The organism is Acidisarcina polymorpha, assembly GCF_003330725.1.
In the GTDB taxonomy this organism is placed as follows: Bacteria; Acidobacteriota; Terriglobia; order Terriglobales; family Acidobacteriaceae; genus Acidisarcina; species Acidisarcina polymorpha.
This window is the reverse complement of record NZ_CP030840.1, coordinates 2,257,938-2,281,549: the sequence shown is the minus strand read 5'-3', so window position 1 is coordinate 2,281,549 and position 23,612 is coordinate 2,257,938. Positions and strand designations below refer to the sequence as shown.

Here is a 23,612-nt window from a genome sequence, read left to right as displayed (position 1 = left end):
GAAGGTGAGCATTGGTTAGCGATATCGATCAACTCATCAGCGCCTTGCATCGCGATCCCCCTGAGCAGGTGCTGAAAGATGAAATCCGGAAGCGCCGAGGAGAGATCCTCGACCTGCTGAAACAGGGAAAATCGTACGAGATGAAAGATTTCCGCGGCAGGACCATTCGTATCTCGCCAAAGGCGACGTTAGTCCCGGAGACTTTCCCGGAAAAACAGCCGGCCTAGGCGGCAGCTTCCGGTGATCGCACTTCTCGCGACGTATCTGCTGATTTTTTATGTACTCATTCCGGGAGTGCTGTTCCGGTTTCCTGCTTCGTGGTTCCTCAAGCTCAAAATCTTTCAGCTGACTCGCACCCAGGAGGCGACCTTCGCGGTGTTTGTCGGGATTGTGCCATTCCTGGTTGCTTTGGCGCTGGTCTGGTATGTTCCGGCAATCGATCGATTCGTCTATGGAAGCGAATGGTCCGCGCCCGAGCGCAGCAGCGACTATCAGCTGGCAGCGGCGGTGGTGCTGACTCCTGACGCCTCAAAGCTCTTCGGCAAAGATCAGAAAAGCCTGGCGCCTGGCTACTTGCAGGCAGTGAATGCGGTCGTCCGTCACCAGGGCCGCTTCTTATGCTGGTTCTACCTGTTCGCGGTAGCGGAGGGGACGGCTTTCGGCCTGATGGCCGTAAGGTATGGCGATTGGCGTGGGAAGAGCGGGCTCTACGACCTTTTCACCCGCAAGGTCATCGTCCCGAATATCTCGGAATGGCAAACTCTGCTGACCGACTTCACCTGGCCCAAGACGCCAAAGCGTTCCGTGTATGTCGACGTACTCACCAAAGAAGCCGGTCTCTACCAGGGGCGGGTGGCGAACTTCTTTCTTGATTTGAGCGGAAGGCTTTCCGGACTTCAAATGGAGCAGGTGCGACGATTTCGCAAGGGAGACTACGAAGCATCGCTCGAGCGCGATCGGGCGGAGCAGAAAAACAGAGGCGCCCGCGTCATAGACGAGACTGAAAGCATCAGCCGGGAAGACTTTTGGACGACGATTCCAGGGACGAATTTCTACGTTCCTGCCGATCAAATCCTTAACCTCAACATCCGCTTCCCATTCGCCAAAGAGAGCGATCTTCAGGCGGCGGTGCAGCGGGAACTGCCAGAACTGCTCGAGGGATCGAGTCCGGACGCGGTGGCCCTCGACGCTGACATCACCATCCAGGAAGAGGACGATTAGGTTTCGTCTGTTATCCCCACGGATCTCACCTCGTTGCTACAACTTTGCCGAAAGATGCGCGCCCTGCTCCGGCGGCGGCTGCCGGTTGATAGTATTAAATCCGTTTAGCGAAGCTTCCATTTGAAGGGACCCTCATGAATTTCTCTGCCCGCACTGCTGCGCTCAGAATTTGTGCACTGATGCTCTTGTCTTTTGCTTCATTCACAGCTCCAAGCTTCGGGCAAGGCGCCGGTCATGCGCATGGCAAGCAGGCAGCCAAGCCGACCGGACCATGGATGAACACCAGCCTTTCGCCGGATGACCGGGCAGCGCTGGTGCTCAAAGAGCTGACGCTGGACGAGAAGATCCTGCTGATTCATGGCGCGGGCTTGGAAGGTATGACGCCGATAAGCCCCACGCGTATCAACTCGAACGGCGGCGTGGGGTTCGTGATGGGAATTCCGCGGCTGGGTATTCCCGGCATTGACATGAGCGATGCGGCGTATGGAGTGAGGTCGAGTGGCGAGAACGGGAGATATTCAACGGCGCTGCCCGCCAATGTCGGGGCCGCGGCGAGCTGGGACGTGGACGCGGCGTATGAGTATGGCGCGGTGATCGGGCGCGAGCTGCGGGCGCAGGGGTTCAACATGTCGCTGGGCGGAGGAACAAACTTGACGCGCGAGTCGCGCAACGGACGCACCTTCGAATATCTGGGCGAAGACCCGGTGCTGGCCGGGACGCTGGTGGGCAAGCTCATCCAGGGAACCCAGTCGCAGCACGTGATCGGCGACATCAAACACTACGCGTTCAATGACCAGGAGAGCGGACGGAACTCGGTTAACATCCACATCGACGAACGAGCCGGCCGGGAGAGCGATCTGCTGGCCTTTGAGATTGGCGTGGCGACCGGACACCCGGCCGCGACGATGTGCTCTTATAACCGCATCAACGGCGACTTCGCTTGCGAAAACAAATACCTGCTGACCACGCTGCTGAAAAAAGACTGGAAATTTCCTGGGTTTGTCTTGTCGGACTGGGGCGGGACCCATAGCACCGAGAAGGCTTCGGCGGCGGGGCTCGATAACGAGGAGCCCGGCGAGTTCTTCTATGGCGACGCTTACAAGACCGCAGTGCAGTCGGGGAAGATTTCAACCGCCGAGCTGGACGACCACGTACAACGAATTCTGCGCTCGATGTTTGCTGCCGGAGTCGTTGATTTCCCGCGGGAACGGAGCGTGATCGACGTGCTCGGCGATCTCGATGTGGCGCGGCGGATCGAGGAAGGCTCGATCGTTCTGCTGAAGAACACCAAGTCGGTGCTGCCGCTGGACCCGGCAAAGGTGCGAAGCATTGCGGTGATCGGCGCCCATGCCGATGTTGGCATGATTTCGGGCGGCGGGTCGGCGCAGGTAGACCCTCCGGGGGGCAACGCCATTATGCCTCCTGGGCAGGGCGCGACCCACTGGCAGGAGCAGATCTGGTTTCCGACCTCGCCGCTCAAGGCAATCCAGGCGAGAGCGCCAGAGGCCAGCGTGAAGTATGACCCGGGCACTGATCCGGCGGCGGCTGCTGAGGCCGCGAAGGGGGCGGATGTCGCCGTTGTCTTCGCGTATGTGTGGGAGAGCGAGGGAATGGACCTGCCGAACCTCTCGCTCACCGGCAACCAGGACGCAGTGGTAGCGGCAGTGGCGGCGGCCAATCCGAAGACGATCGTAGTGCTGGAGACGGGGAGTCCGGTGACCATGCCGTGGGTGGATTCTCCGGCGGCGATCCTCGAGGCGTGGTATGCGGGAAGCGACGGGGCAAATGCGCTGGGCAACGTTTTGTTTGGATCAGTGAATCCGAGCGGCAAGCTGCCGAATACCTTCCCTAAGAGCGAAGCGGATTTGCCTCATCCGACGATCGTGAAGCCGCCGCCGGCTTCGGAGAATTTCACTGGGCCAGTCGCGCCTGCGGTGCGGGCCGCTGGGCTGCCGGCGTTTCAAGCAACCTATGACGAGGGATTGAAGGTCGGCTATAAGTGGTATGACGCCGAGAACAAGCCGGTGCTCTTCCCCTTCGGCTATGGACTCTCTTACACGACCTATGACTACACCGGGCTGACGGTGACGCCGGGGCAGAGTGTTGAGGTGACCTTCACGGTTGCCAACACCGGCGGCCGCAATGGCTCAGAGGTAGCGGAGGTGTATGCGGCCTTGCCGGCGAGCGCGGATGAGCCGCCGAAGCGCCTGGTCGGCTTTACTAAGGTGAAGCTCCAGACCGGGGAAAAGCGGACGGTAACGGTCGAGGTCGATCCGAAATATCTCTCCATCTTCGACGTTAAGAAGAATGACTGGTCTCTGGTTCCTGGCGACTACACGTTTATGGTTGGAGGATCATCGGCGGATCTGCCACTGAAGCAGGTGGTGACATTGCGGTAGCGCTACTATCGGGTCTTCGACGAGACGATCTTCTCGGACGCAAGAGGTGGAGACTACAGCCTGCCGTCTCCGTCGAATTGCTCTAAAGACGGCAGGGCACGTTTTGCCTGCCGTCAACGAGGAGTGCACTTCGTGTAGGGGAGTGCACTTCGTGTGGGGTGGATCATGATGGATACGTCTTCCTCCGGCTGGCGTCGTTGGCGTTTTGCTGTGGTCGTTGTTGTGGTGCTTACGCGGCCCCTCTTCGCCAAGACGGTCACGCTGACGTCGATAGACAACCGATCACCGATCAGCCTGGTCGAGGGAGACACCCTTATCGTCACATTGCCCTCGACTGAACCCGGTAGCTATAGCTGGCGAGAGCATCTGACGACGCCATCGCCGTTGACGGCGGTCCGTGAATTTAAGGTTCCCAAGCAGACAAAGAATGAAGGTCTGCAGACCTTTCATCTGAACGCGGCTGCCGTCGGGAAAGCTACCTTAGCCTTCCGATTGGAGCCATTGCTGCGATGACCGCGCCGCAAGGGCCTGTGGAGGTCTTTTTCGTCGACGTTTCGATCAATTCCGGGGAGCCCAAATCGATGGTGTTGACCGGCATCTACAAGGGAACATTACCGTGCGCGGATTGCTCTGGATTGCGAACCGAACTGCGACTTTACGCAAAGGGAAGATTTGATTTTACCGACGCAATCTATGTGAGCACACGGACCTACCTGCGCGGTTTGGGCGAGGACCAGAGTTTCACCGACCGAGGACAATGGGCGGTGCTTAAGGGTGACGCCGTCGATCCGAACGCGACTGTCTATGCGCTCGACCCAGACCGGCCGGCCCAGGTGCAGTATCTGTTGTTACAGCCAGACGGAGCAGGGCTGACCCAGTTGGATCGGAAGATGATGCCGATCGATGCTCCTGCAAGTGTCGACTTGACGTTGAAGCGAGTGCCTTAAGCGACGGGGGCTGGCGACGGTAGCGGGCTCCTGAACCGCAACGGATGTTTCGGGTGACAAAACCTTCCGCTCAATTGAGTTGGCCGTTCGCCTCTACTTTGACCGACGCGAGGAACCGCTCCAGCACTTCGATGCGTGACTCGGCGAGTTCCTTGGCGGATGGCAGCCGGAGGAGCGCCGGTAGTGTGCTTAAAGCTGTCTCGAGAACCGGCAGGACCGCCGAGAACGTTGGGTAACGGGTGTCGCGGCCAACCTTCGAGACGGCGCGCAGAATGCCCATTGCTCCTAGCTGCTCTAGAATATCGGCGTTCCGGAGGACGGTGGCCTCGATCGACTGCGGATCTCGATGTGGCTGGTGGGTGCGGATGGCCTCGATCACTTCGGGAACCTTTCCCGGAGGGAAGCCGAACTGCAGCAGCAGTTCGGGTGTTCGTTCGATGGCGTAGATGACATTGTCCCAGGTTTTCAGCTCAGCGGGATCATCGGGGCGATGACCGATAAAGACGCCGAGGTCGTGCATCCAGGCGGCGGCAAAGACGACGTCATCGTCGTAGCTTAATCCCGCCCCGATCTGACGAGCGAGCGCGTAGAGCCGCGGCTGATGGCCGTATTTGTCGACGGGCTGGGCTTCGCGACGGATGTATTGCATGACGGCGGTCCGCCAGGAATGAATTTCGGAATTCATAAGCATGCCTTCTTCTTTTCTAAAGACTAGAGGAAGCCCTACTCGCTAGAATGCTTGACATCCATTTCGGTTGGCTCGAATCCTGCGGCCGCCGTCGTGCATTTCACCCAAGGAGAGGCGATGAGCAAGGTACGGGTGCTGGTAGGAACCCACAAGGGTGCGTTTGTCCTTAATTCCGATGGCAAGCGGGATAAGTGGGAAGTGAGTGGACCGCACTTTGCGGGATGGGACATCTATCATCTGAAGGGATCGCCAGCGGATCCCAATCGGCTTTATGCCTCACAGTCGAGCGGCTGGTTTGGGCAGGTCATCCAGCGCTCTGACGACGGCGGGGCGACGTGGAATCCAGTCGGGAACCAGTTCACTTATGACGGAGTTCCGGGAACGCATCAATGGTATGACGGGACGCCGCACCCGTGGGAATTCAAGCGGGTGTGGCATCTGGAGCCATCGTTGAACGACCCCGACACCGTCTTTGCGGGGGTCGAAGACGCCGCACTCTTTAAATCGACCGATGGAGGAGCAACCTGGATCGAATTGTCGGGGCTTCGCGGCCATGGTTCAGGCCCGGGCTGGATGCCGGGAGCCGGCGGGATGTGTCTGCACACCATCCTTCTCGATCCGAGCGATCCGCAGCGGATCTTTATTGCCATTTCGGCAGCGGGCGCCTTTCGTTCCGACGACGGAGGCCAGACGTGGAAGCCGATCAATCGCGGATTGCGTTCGCTGCATATCCCCGACCCCGTGGCGGAGGTGGGCCACTGCGTTCACCACATTGCGATGCACCCGCAACGGCCTGGAGTGCTCTTTATGCAGAAGCATTGGGATGTGATGCGGAGCGATGATGCGGGGGATTCGTGGCAGGAAGTGAGCGGCAATCTGCCAACGGATTTCGGCTTTGCCATCGATGTGCACGCGCATGAGCCGGAGACGATTTACGTGGTCCCGATCAAGAGCGACTCGGAACATTACGTGCCTGACGGCAAGCTGCGCGTCTATCGTAGCCGCTCGGGCGGCCATGAATGGGAGCCGCTGACGAATGGGTTGCCGCAGAGCGACTGCTATGTCAACGTGCTGCGTGATGCGATGGCGGTGGATTCACTCGATTCGTGTGGCGTGTACTTCGGCACGACGGGCGGACAGGTCTATGCCTCGTCGAATGCGGGGGACAGCTGGGCTCCGATCGTGCGGGACCTTCCGGCGGTGCTTTCCGTCGAGGTGCAGACGCTGGCGTGAAATCTTCAACAACGGTACGGGTTGAGCTGCCCGCTCACTTGCGAACGCTGGCCAAAGTGAATGCGGAAGTGGCCGTCGAGGTCCACGGGGAGGTTACGCAACGATCCATTCTCGATGCCCTGGAATCGCGCTACCCCATGCTGCGAGGGACGATCCGTGACCATGTGACCTTGCAGCGGCGGCCTTTCTTGCGGTTCTTTGCGTGTGAAGAAGACCTGTCCTTTGCTTCTCCCGACGCTGGGCTGCCGGATGCGGTCGTATCGGGCAAGGAGCCGTTTCTGATCATTGGAGCGGTGGCAGGCGGGAGCACACATTCTTAGAGGTTCGGAGTCCTGATGGGGAACAAACCTGGGATCCCAGCGTCGCAAATGCGGGCCGCAGGATGCTTGACCAAATAATAAAGGGGTGAGTATGTTGGCTCTGATTGCAAGCCGACTACCAACCTGGAGGAGAGCAGATGGCCGAGAAAACTCCGCTGCATTTCGTCTTTTACATCGCCGCACCTCCGGAGAGGGTCTGGGAGGGCTTCGTCTCTGCTGAATCTAACCGGATCCTCTTTATGGGGGCCGAGCTCGAAGTCGATTTGAAGCCGGGCGGCTCGATGAACTGGGTGGGCCCGGGGGCGGACGGCAAGCGAGTCACTTATGTCCGCGGTGAGGTGCTTCAGTCTGAGCCGCCAAAGCGGTTGCAGTACACTTTTGCTCTTGGCTCTTCGAGCAAAATCTCTCGCGTCACCGTAGAACTCGTCCCAGAGACTGAAGCCACCCGGGTCTCGGTGACGCATGACCAGTGGGCGGAGGATGATGACGCCTATGCCTCCTCGGCGGACGGCTGGCCACGTATCCTCTCCCGCCTCAAAACCCTGATCGAAACAGGAAAGACGTTCAAGCCGCACTGACAGCGCAACCCCTGGCCCCACCCTGAGACTAGAATGGAAGTTGAGGTTGTGGAGCGATGAGAGTGAAGCGAGTCTTACGGGCCGGTCTGGTTTCGCTTTCCGTGTTGGCTGCGGTTTGCCCGGTTCGGGCAGCGGATGAGAGTGCTTCCGCGGCCTACCGGCTGCGGCTCTATCACCTGCATACCGGAGAGCGGATCGACGTAATTTACCGGGTCGGCGACCGCTATCTTCCCGAGCCAGTCGCTGAGCTGGACCACTTTCTTCGCGACCACCGGACTGGCGATATCAAGGACTATGACCTGAAGGAGTTCGACCTGCTGCACGATTTGCTGGTGAAGCTGGGTCGCCCAGACGGTGAGATCGATATCGTCTGCGGGTATCGGACGCCGTGGAGCAACAACTATCTCCGCCAACACGGTCATGGGGTTGCGGAGCACAGCCAGCATATGGAGGCGAAGGCGATCGATATTCGCATTCCTGGCGTGTCGTCGGCCGTAGTCCGCGACGCGGCGCTCTCGCTACAGCGTGGAGGCGTGGGGTACTACGCGCAATCCGACTTTGTGCATGTCGATGTGGGGCGGGTACGGCAGTGGTAATGTTCTCCGGAGAGCTACGGAATCTCTGATTAGGCCCTGGTCTGCTCAACCAGAGAACCCCTGAAGCTCGCCAATTCGGATACCGGGTTCCGCGAAAATTACCTCGAGTTCCTCTCGGCAAGGATCAGGCGATGTCCTAAACAACCGCCCGCTTCTTCATCCCTTTCCTTACCGCGAACACCAGCAGCACCATCAACCCGACGCCCAACGCTGCCATCAACACCGCTAAATGGCGTCGCGCCACATCCGAGATCACATGCACCATCTCCGGCCCATACCGAATCGTCAGAAACGCCAGCACCGAAAATCGCACCAGTCGTCCGAGCAGGACTGCGGCCACAAAATCCCTCGTCTTCATCTCGAAGACGCCTGCACCGAAGACAAACAGCTTCCACGGCGTCGGTGGCGGCAGCATCGACGGAATCAGCAGTGCCAGGAACTCCTGCTGTTCGAAGCGGTCCCGCAGCTGCTCGTAGCGCGCCCGGTCGATCCGCTTTAGCAGGAACAGTTCGCCGCCGGCCCGCCCGAGAAAGAAAGGCACCAGGCCGCCGATCGCCGAGCCGAGCGAGGCCATCAGGACATAGAGCACAACCCGCCGCCGGTCGTTCCAGGCGTATCCCGCGACAATCAGATCCATCGGGACCGGAATGCTCGAGGAATCCAGGATGGCAATAGCCCCCAGGCCCCAGTAGCCCAGAGGCTTTAAAGCGGTGAGCAGAATCAATTTGTATTTCAGGAAAAGTGCAGCCAGCTGCTTCAAGGTACTCCCGCTAGTGGTCGTGAATCTGAAGTGTGTTCAAAGTCCATCACCTGAACAAATCCCTGAAGCGCCCCCGTCCATCTGAAACAGGAAAACGCCGTCACCTGAAACAGCTCCGCCGCCCCAAAAACCATGTCATCCTGAGTGAAGCGAAGGATCTGTGTTCCCTCTTGCCACACTTCTCCACTCGTGGGATGAACATTAAGCGCGGGCCGCCAAAGTAACTGTGATCAACTGACAGGAACGCGTTGGTTCCGCAGGAAACGACCCTTCAACTCTCTACGGTCGCAAACCCGCGCCACCCTGCAACCTAAAGTCGTCTTCCGTCCGTCTCTATTGTAAGTTGCGCCAGCTTCGATGTATTTCCTGGGAAATGAGAGAATAATCAGAGCACCAATTCCCTTCGGCTAGGGCCTGCGCCAGCCCGGGACAAAGATTCTCAGATTCGTGTTCCTGACTCGCTTTGCCGATGCCGACTACAGAAGTTCCGCCCAGCCCGCCTAGTCCTTCTACCCCGCCGCCCGATCTCCCTTTCCGCAGGCGCCGGGCCCGGTACGAAGAGCTTGAACCCGAAGAACTCTTCCACGTCATCGATGATCTCGAAGGCAGCAAAAACCGCGGTCGCATCCGCGAGTTCATCTGGATTTCGATCATCGCCCACATGCTGGTCTTCTGGTATCTCGCCTACGGGCCCCGCTACTTCCAGCACGTCCGGGTCGTGAACCCCTCCGACATACTCAAGCAGCGCGAGAAGGAGATCACCTCCGTCGAACTCTCCGACGCGCTCAAACACCTCAAGTCGAAAGATTTGAAGTCTGCTCCCGAACCGAAAAAGCCGACCATCGACCGCAAGACCCTCGACCAGCTGCGCGCCCAGCGGAAGCTCGAGCAAGCGCCAGCCCCGCAGCGCCAGCCGCCCCCTCCGCCGCAAGTAGCCCAGGAGCAGCCCAAGATCCAGCCGCCGCAGCCGCAGCCGCTCCCGCCCGATCAGCAGTCTCAGCTCGAATCACCTAAGCCGACCCCGGCCCCGGCGCCCACGACGCCAAGCTTCAATACCGGTCCGTCGACTCCCGGAGAGGCGATTCGCCAGGCGGCCCGCGCCGCCGCCAGCGGGCCGCCGGTCTTTGGAGGCGATTCCGGCGCCTCCGCGCCCAATGCCCAACCCGGCTCGGCCGGTGGCGCGGAGATCCTCTCCGACACCATGGGCGTCGACTTCGGCCCCTACATGAAGCGCATCATCTATGACACCGAACGCGCCTGGTGGCCCATCATCCCCGAGGTCGCGCGGCCGCCGCTCAACAAACAAGGCCGGGTGCTGGTCCGCTTCAAAATCATGAAGGATGGCAGCGTCAAGGAAATGCAGCTCGAAGGCCCTTCGGGCGACGTCTCCCTCGACCGCGCCGCCTGGGGAGGCATCCTCGGAGCAGCCCCCTTCCCCCAGCTGCCCAAGGATTTCAAGGGACCCTATCTCGAGCTGCGGTTCTACTTCCTCTACAACATCAAGCCCGGCAAAGAGTAGCCACTAGGGATCGTGAGGGTTCCCCTTTAAACCGCCAGGGTAAGCCATTCTAGCCGTCCTTCAGCTCGAGTGGGGCTAGAGTGGGAGGCTGGATGGAAGCAACACCGACACCAGCGCGTTCTCCGTGGGACTTCTCTCTTTCATGGAAGGGAAGCAGGGGAATAGACTCCTTCTCAAGCCAAAATGGCAAAACCAACCATCGCTGAAGAACTCCGTAAACGCCAGATCGCGGGACTCCTCATCCTCCTCGCCATTCTTGTGACGGCGAGCATCTTCCACGCAGGACTTGCCCAGGTCTTTCCCCAAGGCTGGTGGCATGTCTGGTAGAACCCGCATACCCCATTGCCCCTAAGGAAGCATTGCGCGAATCCAAGGAGCCTTGCTTCTGCCGGGCCATGGCTTAACCAATGAGGCCGGCTCAGCCGCGGAGGCAAGCCTAACGAAGCGCGCAACAAAGCCTGTCATCCTGAACCCAGCCGCTCAAAGTTGAATCTTCGGCACCGCTAATCCAGTGACGGCCTCCTCGTCCCCACGCCATAGGCGCCCCCTTCAAGCTGCCCTTTAGCTGAGTAGGAGAAAAAATTCCGCAGGGGGTAAGTGTCGATGCCCAGCATGGATAACTTGGATGAGTCGGATAAGTCCGGCTAGCCGACTATCGATGTAATTATTGCTTAATGTATCTAAATGTGGTATAATACTAAAGGACTTTATCTTGATACGGATAACTTAGGAGGTTTGTTTATGTCATCTTTCACCCAGGAAGCTCTTGACTCTTTTTTGTCGACCTTTGAACGCAACACGACCAGCAGTGATCCTGCAGTTGTTATCGCGCAGTTCGCCGAAACATTTCTTGCCGCCGGCCCTGCCGGCTCGACCCTCGTTCCAGCCGCGACTTTCGCGCAAATGCTCCCCAGTCGCAGACAGTACTTCGAAAAGGCTGGTTTGCGCGCCAGCCAACTCATCGCCCGCCACGACATGCAAATCGGGGAACGTTATGTCCTCGTCGACACTCAATGGAAGATGGACTTTGCCCCCACGGACAAACCCGAGATCACCCTCACTGTAGGTTCCGCATTCCTCATCGACATGGGCAGTTCCGATCCAAAGATCCTCGCCTATCTCACCCACCAGGACATCTATCAGCTGATCCAGGAACACAACCTATCTCCTCAACCTAGCTAGTCCCAGATGATCTGGTCCTAACCGCCGGACGTGGCTCGTCCCACCTCCATTCAGCGAGAGATTGCCCGCGCTACCGCCGTCTGTCGGTAAGCTGTTACTTGTGCAGCTCTGTAGTTGTCGCGAACCACAGCCTTCTATCCGGGCTATACAGCATTCGATGAGTGATTTTGATATCAGCATACAAAGAGCAGGGTCAAACCACCCGCTCATCGTCCTCCTCGGTCCCACCGCCAGCGGCAAAACCGCGCTCTCCCTCCACCTCGCGCAACACTTCTCAGGAGAGATCGTCAGCTGCGATTCCGTCGCCGTCTACCGTGACTTGGAGATCGGCACCGCCAAACCCTCCCGTGCCGAACGCAGCCAAATTCCCCACCACCTCATCGATGTTGCCGATCCCTCCGAAGCTTTCACCGCCGGCGACTATAGCCGGCTCGCCCGCGCCGCCCTCGCCGCTATCACCGCACATGGCAAGCTCCCCATCGTTACCGGAGGAACCGGGCTCTATCTTCGCGCCCTCATCGACGGACTCTTCGAAGCCCCACCCCGCTCTGAAGACATCCGTCAGCGCCTTCGCCGCGCCGAAGCCGCTCGCGGAGCCGGCTGGTTGCATCGCATCCTCGCCCGCCTCGATCCCGCGGCTTCCCGCCTGATCCATGCCAACGACACGCCGAAGCTGGTCCGCGCCATCGAGGTCTGCCTCACCTCACGTCAACCTATGACCCAGGCTTGGCAAAGCGGCCGGGACGGGCTTCGAGGCTACAAGATCATTCGTATTGGACTTAACCCCGGCCGCCAAGCTCTCTACTCGCGGATCAACGCCAGGGCCGCCGCCATGTTTCAAGATGGGCTAGTCGAAGAGACCCGCTACTTAGTCGAGAAGTACGGACCAGATGTTCGCCCACTAACCTCCCTCGGCTACAAACAAGCGCTCGCCGTGATCCATGGAGATATGTCAAACGAAGAGGCCATCAAGTCCGCCCAGCAAGGCCACCGCAACTACGCCAAACGCCAACTCACCTGGTTCCGCCGCGAACCCGAAGTCCACTGGCTCAACAGCTTCGGTGACGAAGCCGGCACTCAAGCGGAGGCGATCCGCCTCGTCACCGCGATCGAGAACGATCTAGAAGTCAATTGAACCTCAAGACCATATCAGGCACCTGACCTCCGCCCAGCTCACCTCAGCGATCAGCCTCGCTACTCCCGCACGCTAATCCCCAGACTCTTCATCTTGCGATAAAGATGGCTCCGCTCCAGCCCAAGCGCCTCGGCGGCGCGGCTTACATTTCCATGGCAGTCGTCGATTTTCTTGAGAATGTAGTCGCGTTCGTAAGCCTCTCGCGCCTGATGCAAAGTCGAGAACTCCTCACCTTTTTTCCCACTGCCGCGATAAATCAGCATCGGCAGATGGCGGCGCTCAATGCGCAGCGCCTGGGGGTTCAGAATCAGCACCCGCTCGATCACATTCTTGAGCTCGCGAACATTTCCCGGCCAATGATACTGCTTCAGCACGGCAACTGCCTCGTCCGCAATCTCGATCCGCGGCCGTCCGTATTCGCGCCCAAATTCGCGAAGAAATTCGCGCGCCAGCAGAGGTATATCTTCCTTCCGCTCGCGCAGCGGCGGCACAAAAAAAGGAATGACATTCAGCCGGTAAAAAAAGTCCTCGCGAAAATTCCCGCGCGCAATCTCCTCTTCCAGGTCCTTGTTGGTCGCCGCAACCACCCGAACATCGACCTGCACCGGGCTGGTCGCGCCGACCGGTGTGAAGCGGCCTTCGTCGAGCGCCCGCAGCACCTTGGCTTGCATCTTCAAGCTCATGTCGCCGACTTCATCCAGAAAGAGCGTGCCTCCATCCGCACGCTCAAAGGTCCCCCGTTTTTCTGGAGCCTCCCCGGAGACCGCACCATGCCGGTACCCGAACAATTCGCTTTCAATGAAATCCTCCGGAATCGCCGCGCAATTCAGCTCAATGAAGACACGGTCCCGGCGCGGACTGCCCGCATGAATTGCCCGAGCGATGAGCTCTTTTCCGCAGCCCGACTCGCCAAAGATCAGCACCCGGCCATTGGTCGGCGCCATCAGCTTGATCTGCTGGCGCAGCGCCTTCACCGGGACGCTTTCACCGGTAATGGGGGTGGTAGCGTTCAACTGCCGGTGATATTCCTGATTTTCATGACGCAGCCGCCGGGCGTCGATGGCATTCTTCACCAGGATGAGCGTCCGGTCCATTGAAAGCGGCTTCTCCAGAAAATCGAAGGCGCCGAGCTTGGTCGCGCGCACCGCCGTCTCGATCGTCCCATGACCGGAGATGATGATGACCTCCGGCTTGCCTTCCAAGGCGTAAATGTCTTTCAGCACCTCCAGACCATCGCGGTCCGGCAGCCAGATATCCAGGAGCACAACGTCGTAGGCAGCATCCGCGATCAGGGTCACCGCCTCTTCGCCAGTAGCAGCGGTCGTCACCGCATAGCCCTCTTCACGCAGAATTTCTTCTAAGGCTTCCCGGATCTCGGTTTCATCATCGACGATAAGGATGTGATTCATCTTGAAGGCTTGGCTTCGATGCCGGTCATCATCGGACCCACCCCATTGCCGTTTCCATTTTTGTGCGGCGCGCCATTGCGGCCAAGGTTTCCGCTAATCTCTCCATCTCCGTTTCCATGCACCGCCAAAGATGACTCATTTCGGCCGCCATCGATTGTGGGGATCTCCGCCAGTGGCAGCTCCATGACAAAGCGGGCGCCTTTCGGCGTGTTTTGCTCTGCGCGGATCGCTCCTTCATGCTCCTGAACAATCTTGGCGGCGATCGACAGGCCTAATCCAGTTCCCCGTTGCTTGGTTGAAAAATACGGGAGAAAAAGCCTTTCCCGAGTCTCTGCTGTCAGCCCGTGCCCGGTATCGGCCACTACGATTTCGGCCATGTTGTTGTCGTTCAGACAAGTCTCGATCGTCAGTTGACGCAACAGGCTTCCTTGCATCGCCTCGGCCGCGTTATCGATCAAGTTGGCAAAGGCCCGCTTCAGTGCCTCCGCATCCGCCATCACGGGAGGAATATCGGGGGCAAGCCGCCGATGAATCGTGATGCCGCCAAGTCGGCCGGCAAAGAGCATCAAGGCGCTCTCCACGATGAGGTTAAGATCATTGGGCTTCGGTTGGGCCGTAGGAAACTGGGCCAGCGCGGCGAACTGGTCGACCAGCGTACGCATGGTATCGACCGATCCCAAGATGACTTCGCTGCACTTGCGAATGATGCCCGCTGATTCCGGCGTCGGACGATCGACGTGCTTGCGGATCCGCTCCGCCGAAAGGCTGATCGGCGTCAACGGATTCTTGATTTCATGCGCCACTCGCTGCGCCACTTCTTTCCACGCGACCTGCCTTTGCGCGCGAAGAAACTCGGTGACATCTTCAACCACCAGAATGCAGCCTCGTTGACTGCCCTCCAGTTCGAGAGCAGCCATCGTCGTCGAGAGGTTCAGCATTCCTTTGGGGCTGCGAAACTCGAACTCCATCGCCGCGATCCCCATGCGTTGGCTGCGCCGCAAGAGACGGGTCAGATCGTCGGCGAGATCAGCAGGGAAGAGCGATTGAATTGACGAACCGACCGCAATCGCCTGCTGTGCCGGCTCCAGCAGGTCGAGAAATGCCCGGTTGGCTTGAAGCACCCGCATGGACGAGTCCAGCGTCACCACTCCGCTCGGAATCGTCTCTAGAACGGTTTCCAGTTCGCGGCGGCGTTCTTCGGAAGTAAGGTTGGCGGCCGACAGCTGCAGGGTCGATGTCTCCGCAATGGCGCGGCTCTCTTCAAGGTCACCGGCCATATGGTTGAACGAGCGAACCAGCTCGCCCAGCTCCTCGGTTGCCTCGACCGCGACCCGGTGCTTGTAGTGGCCGGCGGCGATCTCATCCATAGCATCCGCCAGCGCTTCCACCGGGCGCGTGATCTGCTTTGAAAGAAACAACGCCAGCCAGCTGCTGGTAAATAGAATCAGCGCCGTCAACAACAAGAGAATCGAGAACGCCAGGCGTCGAAAGCCGTTCCTAATTCGATAGGTGCCTTCCGCTCCGTGGCGGATGCGGGCAACCGTGACACTCAGACCGGCCGGCATCGGCAAGCCAATGACCACCACATTGTTCTCCGAGTCGGACGGACCGACGGTCGCGGCTCCGAGCGCGAATTCGCCTCCCGCAAACTGCACCACCGGCTCGTCGCTGCGCTGCGCCGCCTTCAGAATCGTCGTCGTCGCAGGCTCGGAGGTGTTCATTGTCGATTCGCTCTCGTCCATCCAAGGGCGCACCACCACTCTGCCGTTTTGCGCAGGCATCTGAAACTGCGCCACCGGTTGCCCTTCGTGATACACAATGGCAAACCCACCCTGCAAGGTGATTCGACGGGACCGCAGCACCTCGATCAATGCCAGGTTCACCCCGGTAGGCGCGATGACCACTGGATCGTCATCGGTGTCCAGCGCCCTGGCGAGCGTCGGAGAGCTGGCCAGCGCCTCGGCTTCTACCCGGGCATTGTTGGTCGCATAATGGGAGAGCTCCAGCGCCACCCGGGTTGAATCTTCCCGCAGCTGTCCCACGGGCTGCGAGAACCACCGGTCGATCGATCGGTTCAGCAGAAAGTAGCTATAGAAAAACATGAACATCGCCGGCGCCAGCGAGAGCAGGAGCGCCCCGATCAACATGCGCGAACGCAATCGCGAACCCAGCACGCGGCTGCGCTGGTCCGCATAAAGCTTGAGAATATTGCGCGAGAGTAAGACTAGAAGAACGACAAAGATCAGAAAAGCGACGACCGAGAGGCCGGTAAACAGCAAGACCAGGCCCGCGCTCCGCGGCTCAAGGAACGACAGATTCAATCCCTGCAGAGCGCTGAAGAGCAGCAGCAGGAGCAACAGCCCTGCAGCAAGGCCGCCGACTACGATCTTGCGGTGTTTAGGTTCTGGCGCCATCCTGCTCCCGGCTGAATCTCTCCAGTATAATTGGCGGCCCCTTAAGCGTGCTCACAGGCGGAGTGGTCCGCGCAGCGATTCAGCAAGCCGTAGAGCATCCTCGCTCAGGTTTTTGATGTAGGAAAGTTGGTCTCCGCTCAAGAGAGAGCCCGTCGTGCGCGAACTCCGCTTTGACTCGCTGTCTCTTGGAAAGAAGCTTCCATCGCTGCTAGCTCCGGCTTGCTGGAACCAAGAAGGCGTGGCCTACTGGAGATATAAATTGGCAAACAGCCTTCGGGTAACTGAATAACACTCGCAGGCCGCATTCTCTAGCAAGTCCCGCTGCATGATCTTCACTTGGCCACGATGGTATTCAATGAGGCCGCGTCGCTGAAGGTCGCTCGCCGCGAGCGTCACCGAACTCCGCCGCGCCCCCAGCATAATCGCCAACAACTCCTGAGTCAGTGGAAGTACCTCGCCGCCTACCCGGTCCTGGACCATCAACAGCCACCGCGCCAGCCGCTCTTCGACATCATGAAGGCGATTACACGCCGCCAACTGACCCAATATCGAACCTTGACACTGCACAAAGCCAAGCACCGGGGTCCGCAAGACTTCGCTGCTTAGGAATTCCTTATAGGCATCGGAGAACCTCATCCTCATCGCCGTCCCTGCAATCTGGACCCAGCCGCGCGTCTGCACGTTCTGCACACTCGGGGAAGAGAGCAGATGGAAGCTCTCGACAACTCCTTCGCTGCCCACGATCCCGACCTCCGTCCCGCTGCCATTCGACATATAGGCAACTATCGAAGTGAGGCCAGAGGTCATGAAGTGTACGTATTCCGGCGCCACCTCCGGTTCGTACAGCGTAGTTCCCGCGGGCAAGGAGACAGATTCCAGCCGCGAGAAAAGATGATCTCGATATGGTAGAGGCAAACACTTGATGAGCAGGTTACAAATAGGCCTTGCCATGAGCAGACACGGTTCCCGGTCCTTTAAGAATTCAGTTCTTGCCACTCGTGCGCACTTCGGTAATCTTATTTTGGTTGCAGCACATAGTACCAGATTTCCCCACTCGGAGGCGGACATCATAAACCGGTGACTAACAGTTACTACTTTCGGTAAATCCTGAAACTAGTCGCTAACATTCCCCGTCTTCAGTACGCTGGGAGCAAACGCGGTGCCTGAGATGATTTGCGGTTAAGTAATCGATGACGCTAAAAGCAGGAGTGTGGTGCAGGAAGTTTTTCGACAATCTTTCACTGTATGTCGGGTATCCGACAGATGGTACTTCACCTGAATGTTACCGTTGATCAACTTTCAAAGACCTTAAGGGGGGTAACCGAGGGATGTCGTCCCTGCTATTCCGCTCGCCCGGGAATGGCCTAAGCCTCCAGGCTAGCCAACGTCAGTTCGATTAACTTCGGAATCTTCAACTGAATCTATCGCGTGACTTGAGAGCCACCGGCCGCGGTCTTTGATTTCGTTTCCAAAAGAAGACCGGCAACTAAGCACTCAACAAACAAAGTAAGCAACAAACAAAGTAAGTGCTTGGCATCATGAGATCGCAGATAAACGTTGCAGCGAACCGGCTAGATCTGTTAACAGGGCCGAGTTAGTAGATCAGCTCTCGCACCGGTGTAAACTCCCGCTCTTGCGAACGTGCGACGCCCTCATAAGTCAATGATCCCAGCCACGTATTGACTCCTTCGGCGATGCCGCCGTCCTGTGCGATCGCGGCTCGCGCGCCATTCTGGGCCAATTTCAAGACGTACGGGAAGGTCGCGTTAGTCAATGCCAGCGTCGACGTATTCGGCACCGCTGCCGGCATGTTGGTCACGCAGTAGTGCACCACGCCATTCACCAGGTACGAGGGATCACTATGCGTCGTCGGCCGTGCCGTCTCAATGCATCCACCCTGGTCGATCGCCACGTCGACGATCACTGCGCCCTTCTTCATCTTCGCGACCATCTCTGCGGTCACGATCTTCGGCGCCGCTGCGCCTGGAATCAACACCCCGCCGATCACGAGATCGGCCTGCTGCACCGCTCTCGCCACGTTGTACGAATTCGACGCCAGCGTATACAGCCGCCCATTGAAGATGTCATCCAGATCTCGCAGCCGGTTGAGATTCACATCGACGATGGTGACCTTCGCCCCCATGCCCAAAGCTATCTTTGCTGCGTTTGTGCCAACGATGCCGCCGCCGATGATGCATACATCCGCCGGCGGAACACCCGGGACTCCTCCCAGCAATGCGCCGCGTCCGCCATACTCCTTCTGCAGAAAAGTCGCACCCACCTGCACCGACATCCGGCCCGCCACCTCCGACATCGGCGTCAGCAGAGGCAGGGTGCCGGCCTTATCGCGGATCGTCTCATAGGCGATCCCGATCACCTTCTTGTCCAGCAAATTCTGCGTCAACTCCTGCAACGGAGCGAGGTGAAGGTAGGTGAAAAGCACCAGCCCTTCGCGGAAGAAGACATATTCCTTTTGGATGGGTTCCTTGACCTTGACGATCATCTCCGCAAGTCCCCATACATTGTGGGCGGATCCGACGATTTCGGCGCCAGCCCCCTGGTAATCATCGTCGGGGAAGGCCGAGAGCTCTCCCGCCTGGGTCTCAACCAGAACAGTGTGGCCGGTTTCGACCAGTGCCTTCACGCCGGCGGGCGTAACTCCCACCCGCGATTCATGGTCTTTGACTTCCTTGGGTACGCCGATAATCATCTTTCGCGCTCTCCTGACCTAAACCTTTGATTGCAACGTCCAGGTGCAACTGTCATCGCGAGTTGGAGTAAATCCGATGTGTCCCTAACCACTATGACGAATATGCATGACATCTCCGTCCTGTACGCGATAATCCTTGCCCTCGAGACGAAGCGTCCCCTGGCTTCGCGCCACCGCTTCTGAGCCCGCAGCCAGCAGCGTGTCCCAATGGATTGTCTCGGCCCGGATGAAATGCTTTTCGAGATCAGAATGGATCGCCCCCGCCGCTTCCTGCGCGCGGCTATTCACGGGCACCGTCCAGGCACGGCACTCATCCTCGCCCACCGTGAAAAAGCTGATCAACCCCAGCAGCTCGTAGGATTTCCGAATCAGCCTTCGCAGCCCGCTCTCCGTCAAACCATAAGATCCGAGGAACTCCGCAGCCTCGTCATCGTCCATCTCCGCGAGCTCTGCTTCGACCTTGCCGCAGATCGCAGTGGCCCCGGCATTTGGCCGCGACGCGACCTCTTCGAGCTTGTACTTCGCCACCGCCGCATCGAGGTCTACGCCCAGCGTGGTGCTCTCGGAGATATTGAGCACGTACAAAATCGGTTTTTGGGAAAGGAATGTAAACCCGCGGATTAGCTTCTTCTCATCTGCGGTCATCTCCAACTCACGCAGCGGCTTCTCCGATTCCAGAAACTCCTTCGCTCGCAGCAGCAGAGCATGCTCCTTCTCGATCTCCGGAGTGCGCTTGCTCTTCAAATCTTTTTCGAGCCGCTCGACCCTCTTCTCCACCTGCGAAAGGTCGGAGATAATCAAGTCGAAATCGACGTTCTTAATGTCCCGCAGCGGATCGATGGGCCCCACATGCGGAATCGAGTCTTCATCAAAGGCCCGCAATACATGGATCAATGCGTCTACATTGCGCAGGCTGCTCAAGAAGGCCGATTCTCTCAGGGCCTCCTGGCCAATCGCCGCCACGTCGGCGTACTCGACCGAGGCGTACATGATCCGCTTCGGGTCGTACAGCGCCGACAATTGGTCTAATCGCTCATCGGGCACCTTGGCCACGCCCAAATGGGCCTCGCGCGGATTCGAATAGGCGCGCTCGTCGAGCTTGGCTTTGGTGAGGATCTTGAACAGAGATGTTTTGCCGACCTGGGGCAGGCCGATGATGCCGGTTTTCATGACTTTCCTGAGTGTAAATTCGGGGTAGACGCCAATTCCTGATTCTACCAGCGGGGCCGAGGCCGAATTTCCAAGGCGCCTCGCGCTCCAGGGTGAAAGGCCGATAAACCGGGCATGGGCCACCCTGATACAGGCGAAGCCAATTCTGGAGTTTCACTGAGACAACGAGGCAGGTCATGGGCCAGGCCAGCAGAATTGAACCAATCGCCATTGCAAAGAGCAGTTACGAACGAAGAAAATACCGGCGTTTCCCCTGTGCCGTCGTCGCCGAAATGATCGTCTCGCCTTCAGGCTACCGCTATCTCGGGAAAATGGAGGATCTTAGCCTAAACGGATGCTACATCGCCATAGGCTCGGCGGTGCCCGCCCTCGAGCGTAACGCGGCGGTACGGCTCTGCCTCTCCGTAGACGGCGACTCTTTCACCACCGCTGCGCGAGTGATGCTCGTGCGCCCTGAATCTGGGGTGGCTTTTGAATTCCTGGCCAGCGGTCCGGAGATACGAAGTGCCCACCTGGCGTTGATCCAGAAGGTTGCTGCCACGCCAAGCCCCGGCGATGCAAGGCACACCATGGGACCTCGCGCCTCTATTCTTAGCCGATGCAATCGAGAGGCCGCGCACGAAAGGACGGGTTTCCGTAGAGCCCAGACGCAAAGAGCCAGGGTACGGCGACCCACATCACGAAGGCGGGGCACAAAGGCCTGGCACAAAGAACCGGGCTCAAGGAGTCAGAGCAGCCGTACGTGCCGGGAAGAGTCGGCAACCACGCCTCCTGGCGTCTTCCGTAAGCAGGGTCCGTTCCTAACCACAAATTCGCGCTGGGCTCCCATTTGCCGATAGACCACTTGTCGAGAGCGCCGAATGAAATGCCGATGCCAGGAAAGGGGATGTGCCCATGAGTGAGGCGAAGAAAGCAAAGACGAAGAAGCCCTCCAAGAAAAAGCCGGAAGCAGCGCCAGTCATCGTGCCCCCTGCCGAACCGCGGGGCAAGGACCGGAGGAAACATGAGCGCGCCGAATGCGATGGGTTTGCCGAAGTCGTCATCGACAATGCCAGCTTGATGTTCCGCGGCCGCATCAAGGACTTGAGCCAGACCGGCTGCTACATCGAAACCCGTGCCCGCCTTCGCCTCGATGTTGGATGCGCCGCAGAACTCTGCTTCACCATCAACGATCGCAGCTTCAAAGCAGTCGCTGAGGTGAAAGTAATCCGGGCCGGGGTTGGAGTCGGCTTCGAAATCCTGTTCTTGGCGGCCGAAAGCCGGGCCCCCAGCGATCTCATGGCGCTGATCCAAAAGCTCGAGTCACGGATTCCTACTCCGGCCGTGTGACGCGAACCCCATGAATGGATGATGCGATGGTACGGTTCCCATGATACGGTTCCAACGACATGCTGGGCATCCTCAACCACCCGGTCAGCTTGCCGATCTCCCCTGCTCGCTTCGGTTTGTGGCTGCCTTTGCCCAGCACCAGCACCTCAGGCCATCGACAATACTTGCTTGTCTTCTGATGATTCTGTCTGGTTGCTTCGCAGCGCTTGTTCGATCACGCTGGCTGCCACATCCAAGCCATGTGTCTCTGCGATGACCGATTGGAAATACGCGGCCTTCTCACGATAGCTGGGATTTCCCATCACCCTTCGGCTTAACTCCAGCAGATTTTCTACCGTCAGATCTTCTATCTCAAGAAATTCACCTACGCCGTGGTATGCAATTCGGCTCGCGACACCAGGCTGGTCATAGCCGATCGGGATCGCCACCATCGGCACTCCCTGTCCAAGCGACTCAAGCGCCGTATTCAGCCCTGCATGGGTGATGCAAAGTGCTGCCCGCTTCAGCAACTCGATCTGCGGGGCCACCCGAACGACAATCACATTCGAAGGAATCTCTCCCAGATTCTCGATACTGACATTCTTTCCGATCGAAAGCACAACCTGGAAATCTGTTAGTTTCTCAGCCGCTTTCAGGATGGCAATGTACACCTGGTCGAGACCATTCACCAGCGTTCCCAGCGAAGCATAAATGAGCGGCGCACCAGTGAGCCTTTCCCATGGAAACGAGATCGGCTCCCGCCCCTGGTCGTCATGAAAGGGGCCTGCATAATGGAACTGGGCAGGCCACGGGATTCCGGGAAAGTCGAACTCCGCGGGAGTTTGTGTCACCACAGCGAGTTTCGACATCGTTGCACCGGGAACATGCCAGTCGACCTCCAGTGCCCACCTCTCCGCGTAGGGCATGGCCGCCTGCACCATCGGCTCCCAAATTCCGCCCACCGATTGCAAGGCCTCCGCGTTCTTGGCGATAGCTTTCCCGCCAGTCTCATACGGTGAACTGAAAAAGCACGGTGGGGTAGTCGCGGAGAAGTCGACGTGAAGGATATTCCAAATGTGCACATAAGGGATGTTCATGCTCATCGGGACAAACTCCATGTAAAAGCAAACGGTGTCGAATATCATCGCCTCGACGCCCGTCTCCACGAGTTTTCCAGGCAGGTGCTTCAACCCGGCACTAATGAGGCCAGGATTTAAATGGCGAGTAGTGTATTCAACGACGTCGAACCCATGCCGCTTTGCCACCTCGCCCCAGGCCACAGCAGTGGACCCCAAGGGATACTCGGCTTCGCAGAAAGGAACGAACTCGATCCCGGCCGCGCGGGCGAACGGTTCGACATCCGGAACGCCAATCATCACCACTTCATTCCCACGCGACTGCAGTTTGCGTGCAAGCGCAGTCATAGGATTTAAGTGTCCCGATAGAGGCATACTCACAAAGCCTATTTTCATAGTTCCTCCCCTTTCGTTCACACCGTCGCTTCTTGACGTTCGGTCCGACGCAAGATATTTAGACCGGCCCCACGAAGCGCTGTGACCTACACTCAACAATGCAGAGGCGTCACTTTTATTCCTAAGCATCTCTCTAAAAGACTCCTCCGGATGGCAAAAGGCGATAGTCGGCGCAGTTATCCAGGAATACTTCCACTCACTTAGTTACAATCCAAGGCGCTACATTACCGGTGGTCAATACGATGGGGGTGTACGCGGCGGGCGCTGCCGATCCCGCAACACGGTCGCATTCCATAACTCGCACATAAAAAAACAAATTAACAGGCTTGAGCGACTGCCATAACCTTATGCTGTGACGAGTGCATTTCACAACCTTGCACACTGGAGCCGACATCGTTTTTCTGTGACGACGTGCCTGCAGCGACGACAAATGGGCCAAAGAAAGTCTCGTACATATGCGCTTCAGATCGAGCTAGGATCGTCTGGCTTCCGTAACGCGGCCAGGCGAAATTAGTTCGGACATGTTAGGTGCCTTACCGCCAATGATTTCG

The 23,612-nt window shown here is 58.5% G+C and carries 23 protein-coding genes; 15 read left to right on the top strand and 8 right to left on the bottom strand.

Annotated elements, in window-relative coordinates:
* Positions 1 to 11 precede the first annotated feature (11 nt).
* From ACPOL_RS09860 to ACPOL_RS09840, 5 genes are all read left to right on the top strand, one after another.
* On the top strand, positions 12 to 227 hold the full coding sequence (locus tag ACPOL_RS09860) for an NUDIX hydrolase (RefSeq protein WP_114206913.1): 216 nt from the start codon (positions 12 to 14) through the stop codon (positions 225 to 227).
* A gap of 13 nt (positions 228 to 240) precedes the next feature.
* Positions 241 to 1,221, top strand: a complete 981-nt coding sequence (locus ACPOL_RS09855) for a hypothetical protein (RefSeq protein ID WP_114206912.1) — start codon at positions 241 to 243, stop codon at positions 1,219 to 1,221.
* Between the two features lie 134 nt (positions 1,222 to 1,355).
* Complete coding sequence (locus tag ACPOL_RS09850; RefSeq protein WP_236657364.1) at positions 1,356 to 3,620, top strand: beta-glucosidase; 2,265 nt, start codon at positions 1,356 to 1,358, stop codon at positions 3,618 to 3,620.
* Between the two features lie 165 nt (positions 3,621 to 3,785).
* Positions 3,786 to 4,133, top strand: a complete 348-nt coding sequence (locus tag ACPOL_RS09845) for a protease inhibitor I42 family protein (protein ID WP_150132947.1) — start codon at positions 3,786 to 3,788, stop codon at positions 4,131 to 4,133.
* A complete protein-coding gene (locus tag ACPOL_RS09840) occupies positions 4,130 to 4,567 on the top strand; it encodes a copper resistance protein NlpE (protein WP_114206910.1) in 438 nt (145 codons plus the stop codon). Before ACPOL_RS09845 ends, ACPOL_RS09840 begins: the two co-directional genes overlap by 4 nt.
* A gap of 70 nt (positions 4,568 to 4,637) precedes the next feature.
* Here ACPOL_RS09840 and ACPOL_RS09835 read toward each other — a convergent pair whose 3' ends face one another.
* Entirely contained in the window at positions 4,638 to 5,252 is a 615-nt protein-coding gene (locus ACPOL_RS09835) for an HD domain-containing protein (protein WP_114210735.1), read from the bottom strand.
* A 120-nt stretch (positions 5,253 to 5,372) separates the two neighbouring features.
* Here ACPOL_RS09835 and ACPOL_RS09830 point away from each other — a divergent pair, with 120 nt between their 5' ends.
* From ACPOL_RS09830 to ACPOL_RS09815, 4 genes are all read left to right on the top strand, one after another.
* Entirely contained in the window at positions 5,373 to 6,488 is a 1,116-nt protein-coding gene (locus tag ACPOL_RS09830; RefSeq protein ID WP_114210734.1) for a WD40/YVTN/BNR-like repeat-containing protein, read from the top strand.
* A complete protein-coding gene (locus tag ACPOL_RS09825) occupies positions 6,485 to 6,808 on the top strand; it encodes a MoaD/ThiS family protein (protein ID WP_114206909.1) in 324 nt (107 codons plus the stop codon). The genes ACPOL_RS09830 and ACPOL_RS09825 overlap by 4 nt, the downstream gene beginning before the upstream one ends.
* A 137-nt stretch (positions 6,809 to 6,945) precedes the next feature.
* Positions 6,946 to 7,386: an SRPBCC domain-containing protein gene (locus ACPOL_RS09820; RefSeq protein WP_114206908.1), complete on the top strand. Its 441-nt coding sequence runs from the start codon at positions 6,946 to 6,948 to the stop codon at positions 7,384 to 7,386.
* Positions 7,387 to 7,448: 62 nt separating this feature from the next.
* Positions 7,449 to 7,982, top strand: a complete 534-nt coding sequence (locus ACPOL_RS09815) for a YcbK family protein (protein ID WP_236657363.1) — start codon at positions 7,449 to 7,451, stop codon at positions 7,980 to 7,982.
* Between the two features lie 136 nt (positions 7,983 to 8,118).
* Here the strand turns inward: ACPOL_RS09815 and ACPOL_RS09810 are convergent, their stop codons facing one another.
* The gene (locus ACPOL_RS09810) at positions 8,119 to 8,742 is read right to left on the bottom strand and encodes a YqaA family protein (protein ID WP_236657362.1); all 624 of its coding nucleotides are present in this window, start codon (positions 8,740 to 8,742) and stop codon (positions 8,119 to 8,121) included.
* A 469-nt stretch (positions 8,743 to 9,211) separates the two neighbouring features.
* Here ACPOL_RS09810 and ACPOL_RS09800 point away from each other — a divergent pair, with 469 nt between their 5' ends.
* The 4 genes from ACPOL_RS09800 (at position 9,212) to miaA (ending at position 12,578) form a co-directional block, all read left to right on the top strand.
* A complete protein-coding gene (locus ACPOL_RS09800) occupies positions 9,212 to 10,261 on the top strand; it encodes an energy transducer TonB family protein (RefSeq protein ID WP_114206905.1) in 1,050 nt (349 codons plus the stop codon).
* Positions 10,262 to 10,444: 183 nt separating this feature from the next.
* On the top strand, positions 10,445 to 10,588 hold the full coding sequence (locus ACPOL_RS33495) for a hypothetical protein (RefSeq protein ID WP_161557280.1): 144 nt from the start codon (positions 10,445 to 10,447) through the stop codon (positions 10,586 to 10,588).
* A 414-nt stretch (positions 10,589 to 11,002) separates the two neighbouring features.
* The gene (locus ACPOL_RS09795; RefSeq protein WP_114206904.1) at positions 11,003 to 11,443 is read left to right on the top strand and encodes a hypothetical protein; all 441 of its coding nucleotides are present in this window, start codon (positions 11,003 to 11,005) and stop codon (positions 11,441 to 11,443) included.
* 157 nt (positions 11,444 to 11,600) lie between these two features.
* Positions 11,601 to 12,578 carry a tRNA (adenosine(37)-N6)-dimethylallyltransferase MiaA gene (gene miaA / locus ACPOL_RS09790; protein ID WP_114206903.1) on the top strand — a complete coding sequence of 326 codons (978 nt, stop codon included), beginning with the start codon at positions 11,601 to 11,603 and terminating at the stop codon, positions 12,576 to 12,578.
* Between the two features lie 59 nt (positions 12,579 to 12,637).
* Here miaA and ACPOL_RS09785 read toward each other — a convergent pair whose 3' ends face one another.
* The 5 genes from ACPOL_RS09785 to ychF form a co-directional block, all read right to left on the bottom strand.
* Entirely contained in the window at positions 12,638 to 13,987 is a 1,350-nt protein-coding gene (locus ACPOL_RS09785) for a sigma-54-dependent transcriptional regulator (protein ID WP_114206902.1), read from the bottom strand.
* The gene (locus ACPOL_RS09780) at positions 13,984 to 16,401 is read right to left on the bottom strand and encodes a sensor histidine kinase (protein WP_114206901.1); all 2,418 of its coding nucleotides are present in this window, start codon (positions 16,399 to 16,401) and stop codon (positions 13,984 to 13,986) included. Before ACPOL_RS09780 ends, ACPOL_RS09785 begins: the two co-directional genes overlap by 4 nt.
* Positions 16,402 to 16,644: 243 nt before the next feature.
* Positions 16,645 to 17,265, bottom strand: a complete 621-nt coding sequence (locus tag ACPOL_RS09775) for a Crp/Fnr family transcriptional regulator (RefSeq protein ID WP_236657361.1) — start codon at positions 17,263 to 17,265, stop codon at positions 16,645 to 16,647.
* Between the two features lie 730 nt (positions 17,266 to 17,995).
* Complete coding sequence (gene ald, locus ACPOL_RS09770) at positions 17,996 to 19,111, bottom strand: alanine dehydrogenase (protein WP_114206899.1); 1,116 nt, start codon at positions 19,109 to 19,111, stop codon at positions 17,996 to 17,998.
* A gap of 84 nt (positions 19,112 to 19,195) precedes the next feature.
* Positions 19,196 to 20,281 carry a redox-regulated ATPase YchF gene (ychF, locus tag ACPOL_RS09765; protein ID WP_114206898.1) on the bottom strand — a complete coding sequence of 362 codons (1,086 nt, stop codon included), beginning with the start codon at positions 20,279 to 20,281 and terminating at the stop codon, positions 19,196 to 19,198.
* 176 nt (positions 20,282 to 20,457) lie between these two features.
* Between ychF and ACPOL_RS36135 the strand changes: the two genes are divergently transcribed.
* Positions 20,458 to 21,120 carry a PilZ domain-containing protein gene (locus ACPOL_RS36135; protein WP_114206897.1) on the top strand — a complete coding sequence of 221 codons (663 nt, stop codon included), beginning with the start codon at positions 20,458 to 20,460 and terminating at the stop codon, positions 21,118 to 21,120.
* 55 nt (positions 21,121 to 21,175) lie between these two features.
* The gene (locus ACPOL_RS09755) at positions 21,176 to 21,610 is read left to right on the top strand and encodes a PilZ domain-containing protein (RefSeq protein WP_114206896.1); all 435 of its coding nucleotides are present in this window, start codon (positions 21,176 to 21,178) and stop codon (positions 21,608 to 21,610) included.
* A gap of 146 nt (positions 21,611 to 21,756) precedes the next feature.
* On the opposite strand, the gene ACPOL_RS09750 is transcribed toward ACPOL_RS09755, so the two are convergent.
* On the bottom strand, positions 21,757 to 23,061 hold the full coding sequence (locus tag ACPOL_RS09750; protein WP_114206895.1) for a glycosyltransferase: 1,305 nt from the start codon (positions 23,059 to 23,061) through the stop codon (positions 21,757 to 21,759).
* Between the last annotated feature and the right edge of the window lie 551 nt (positions 23,062 to 23,612).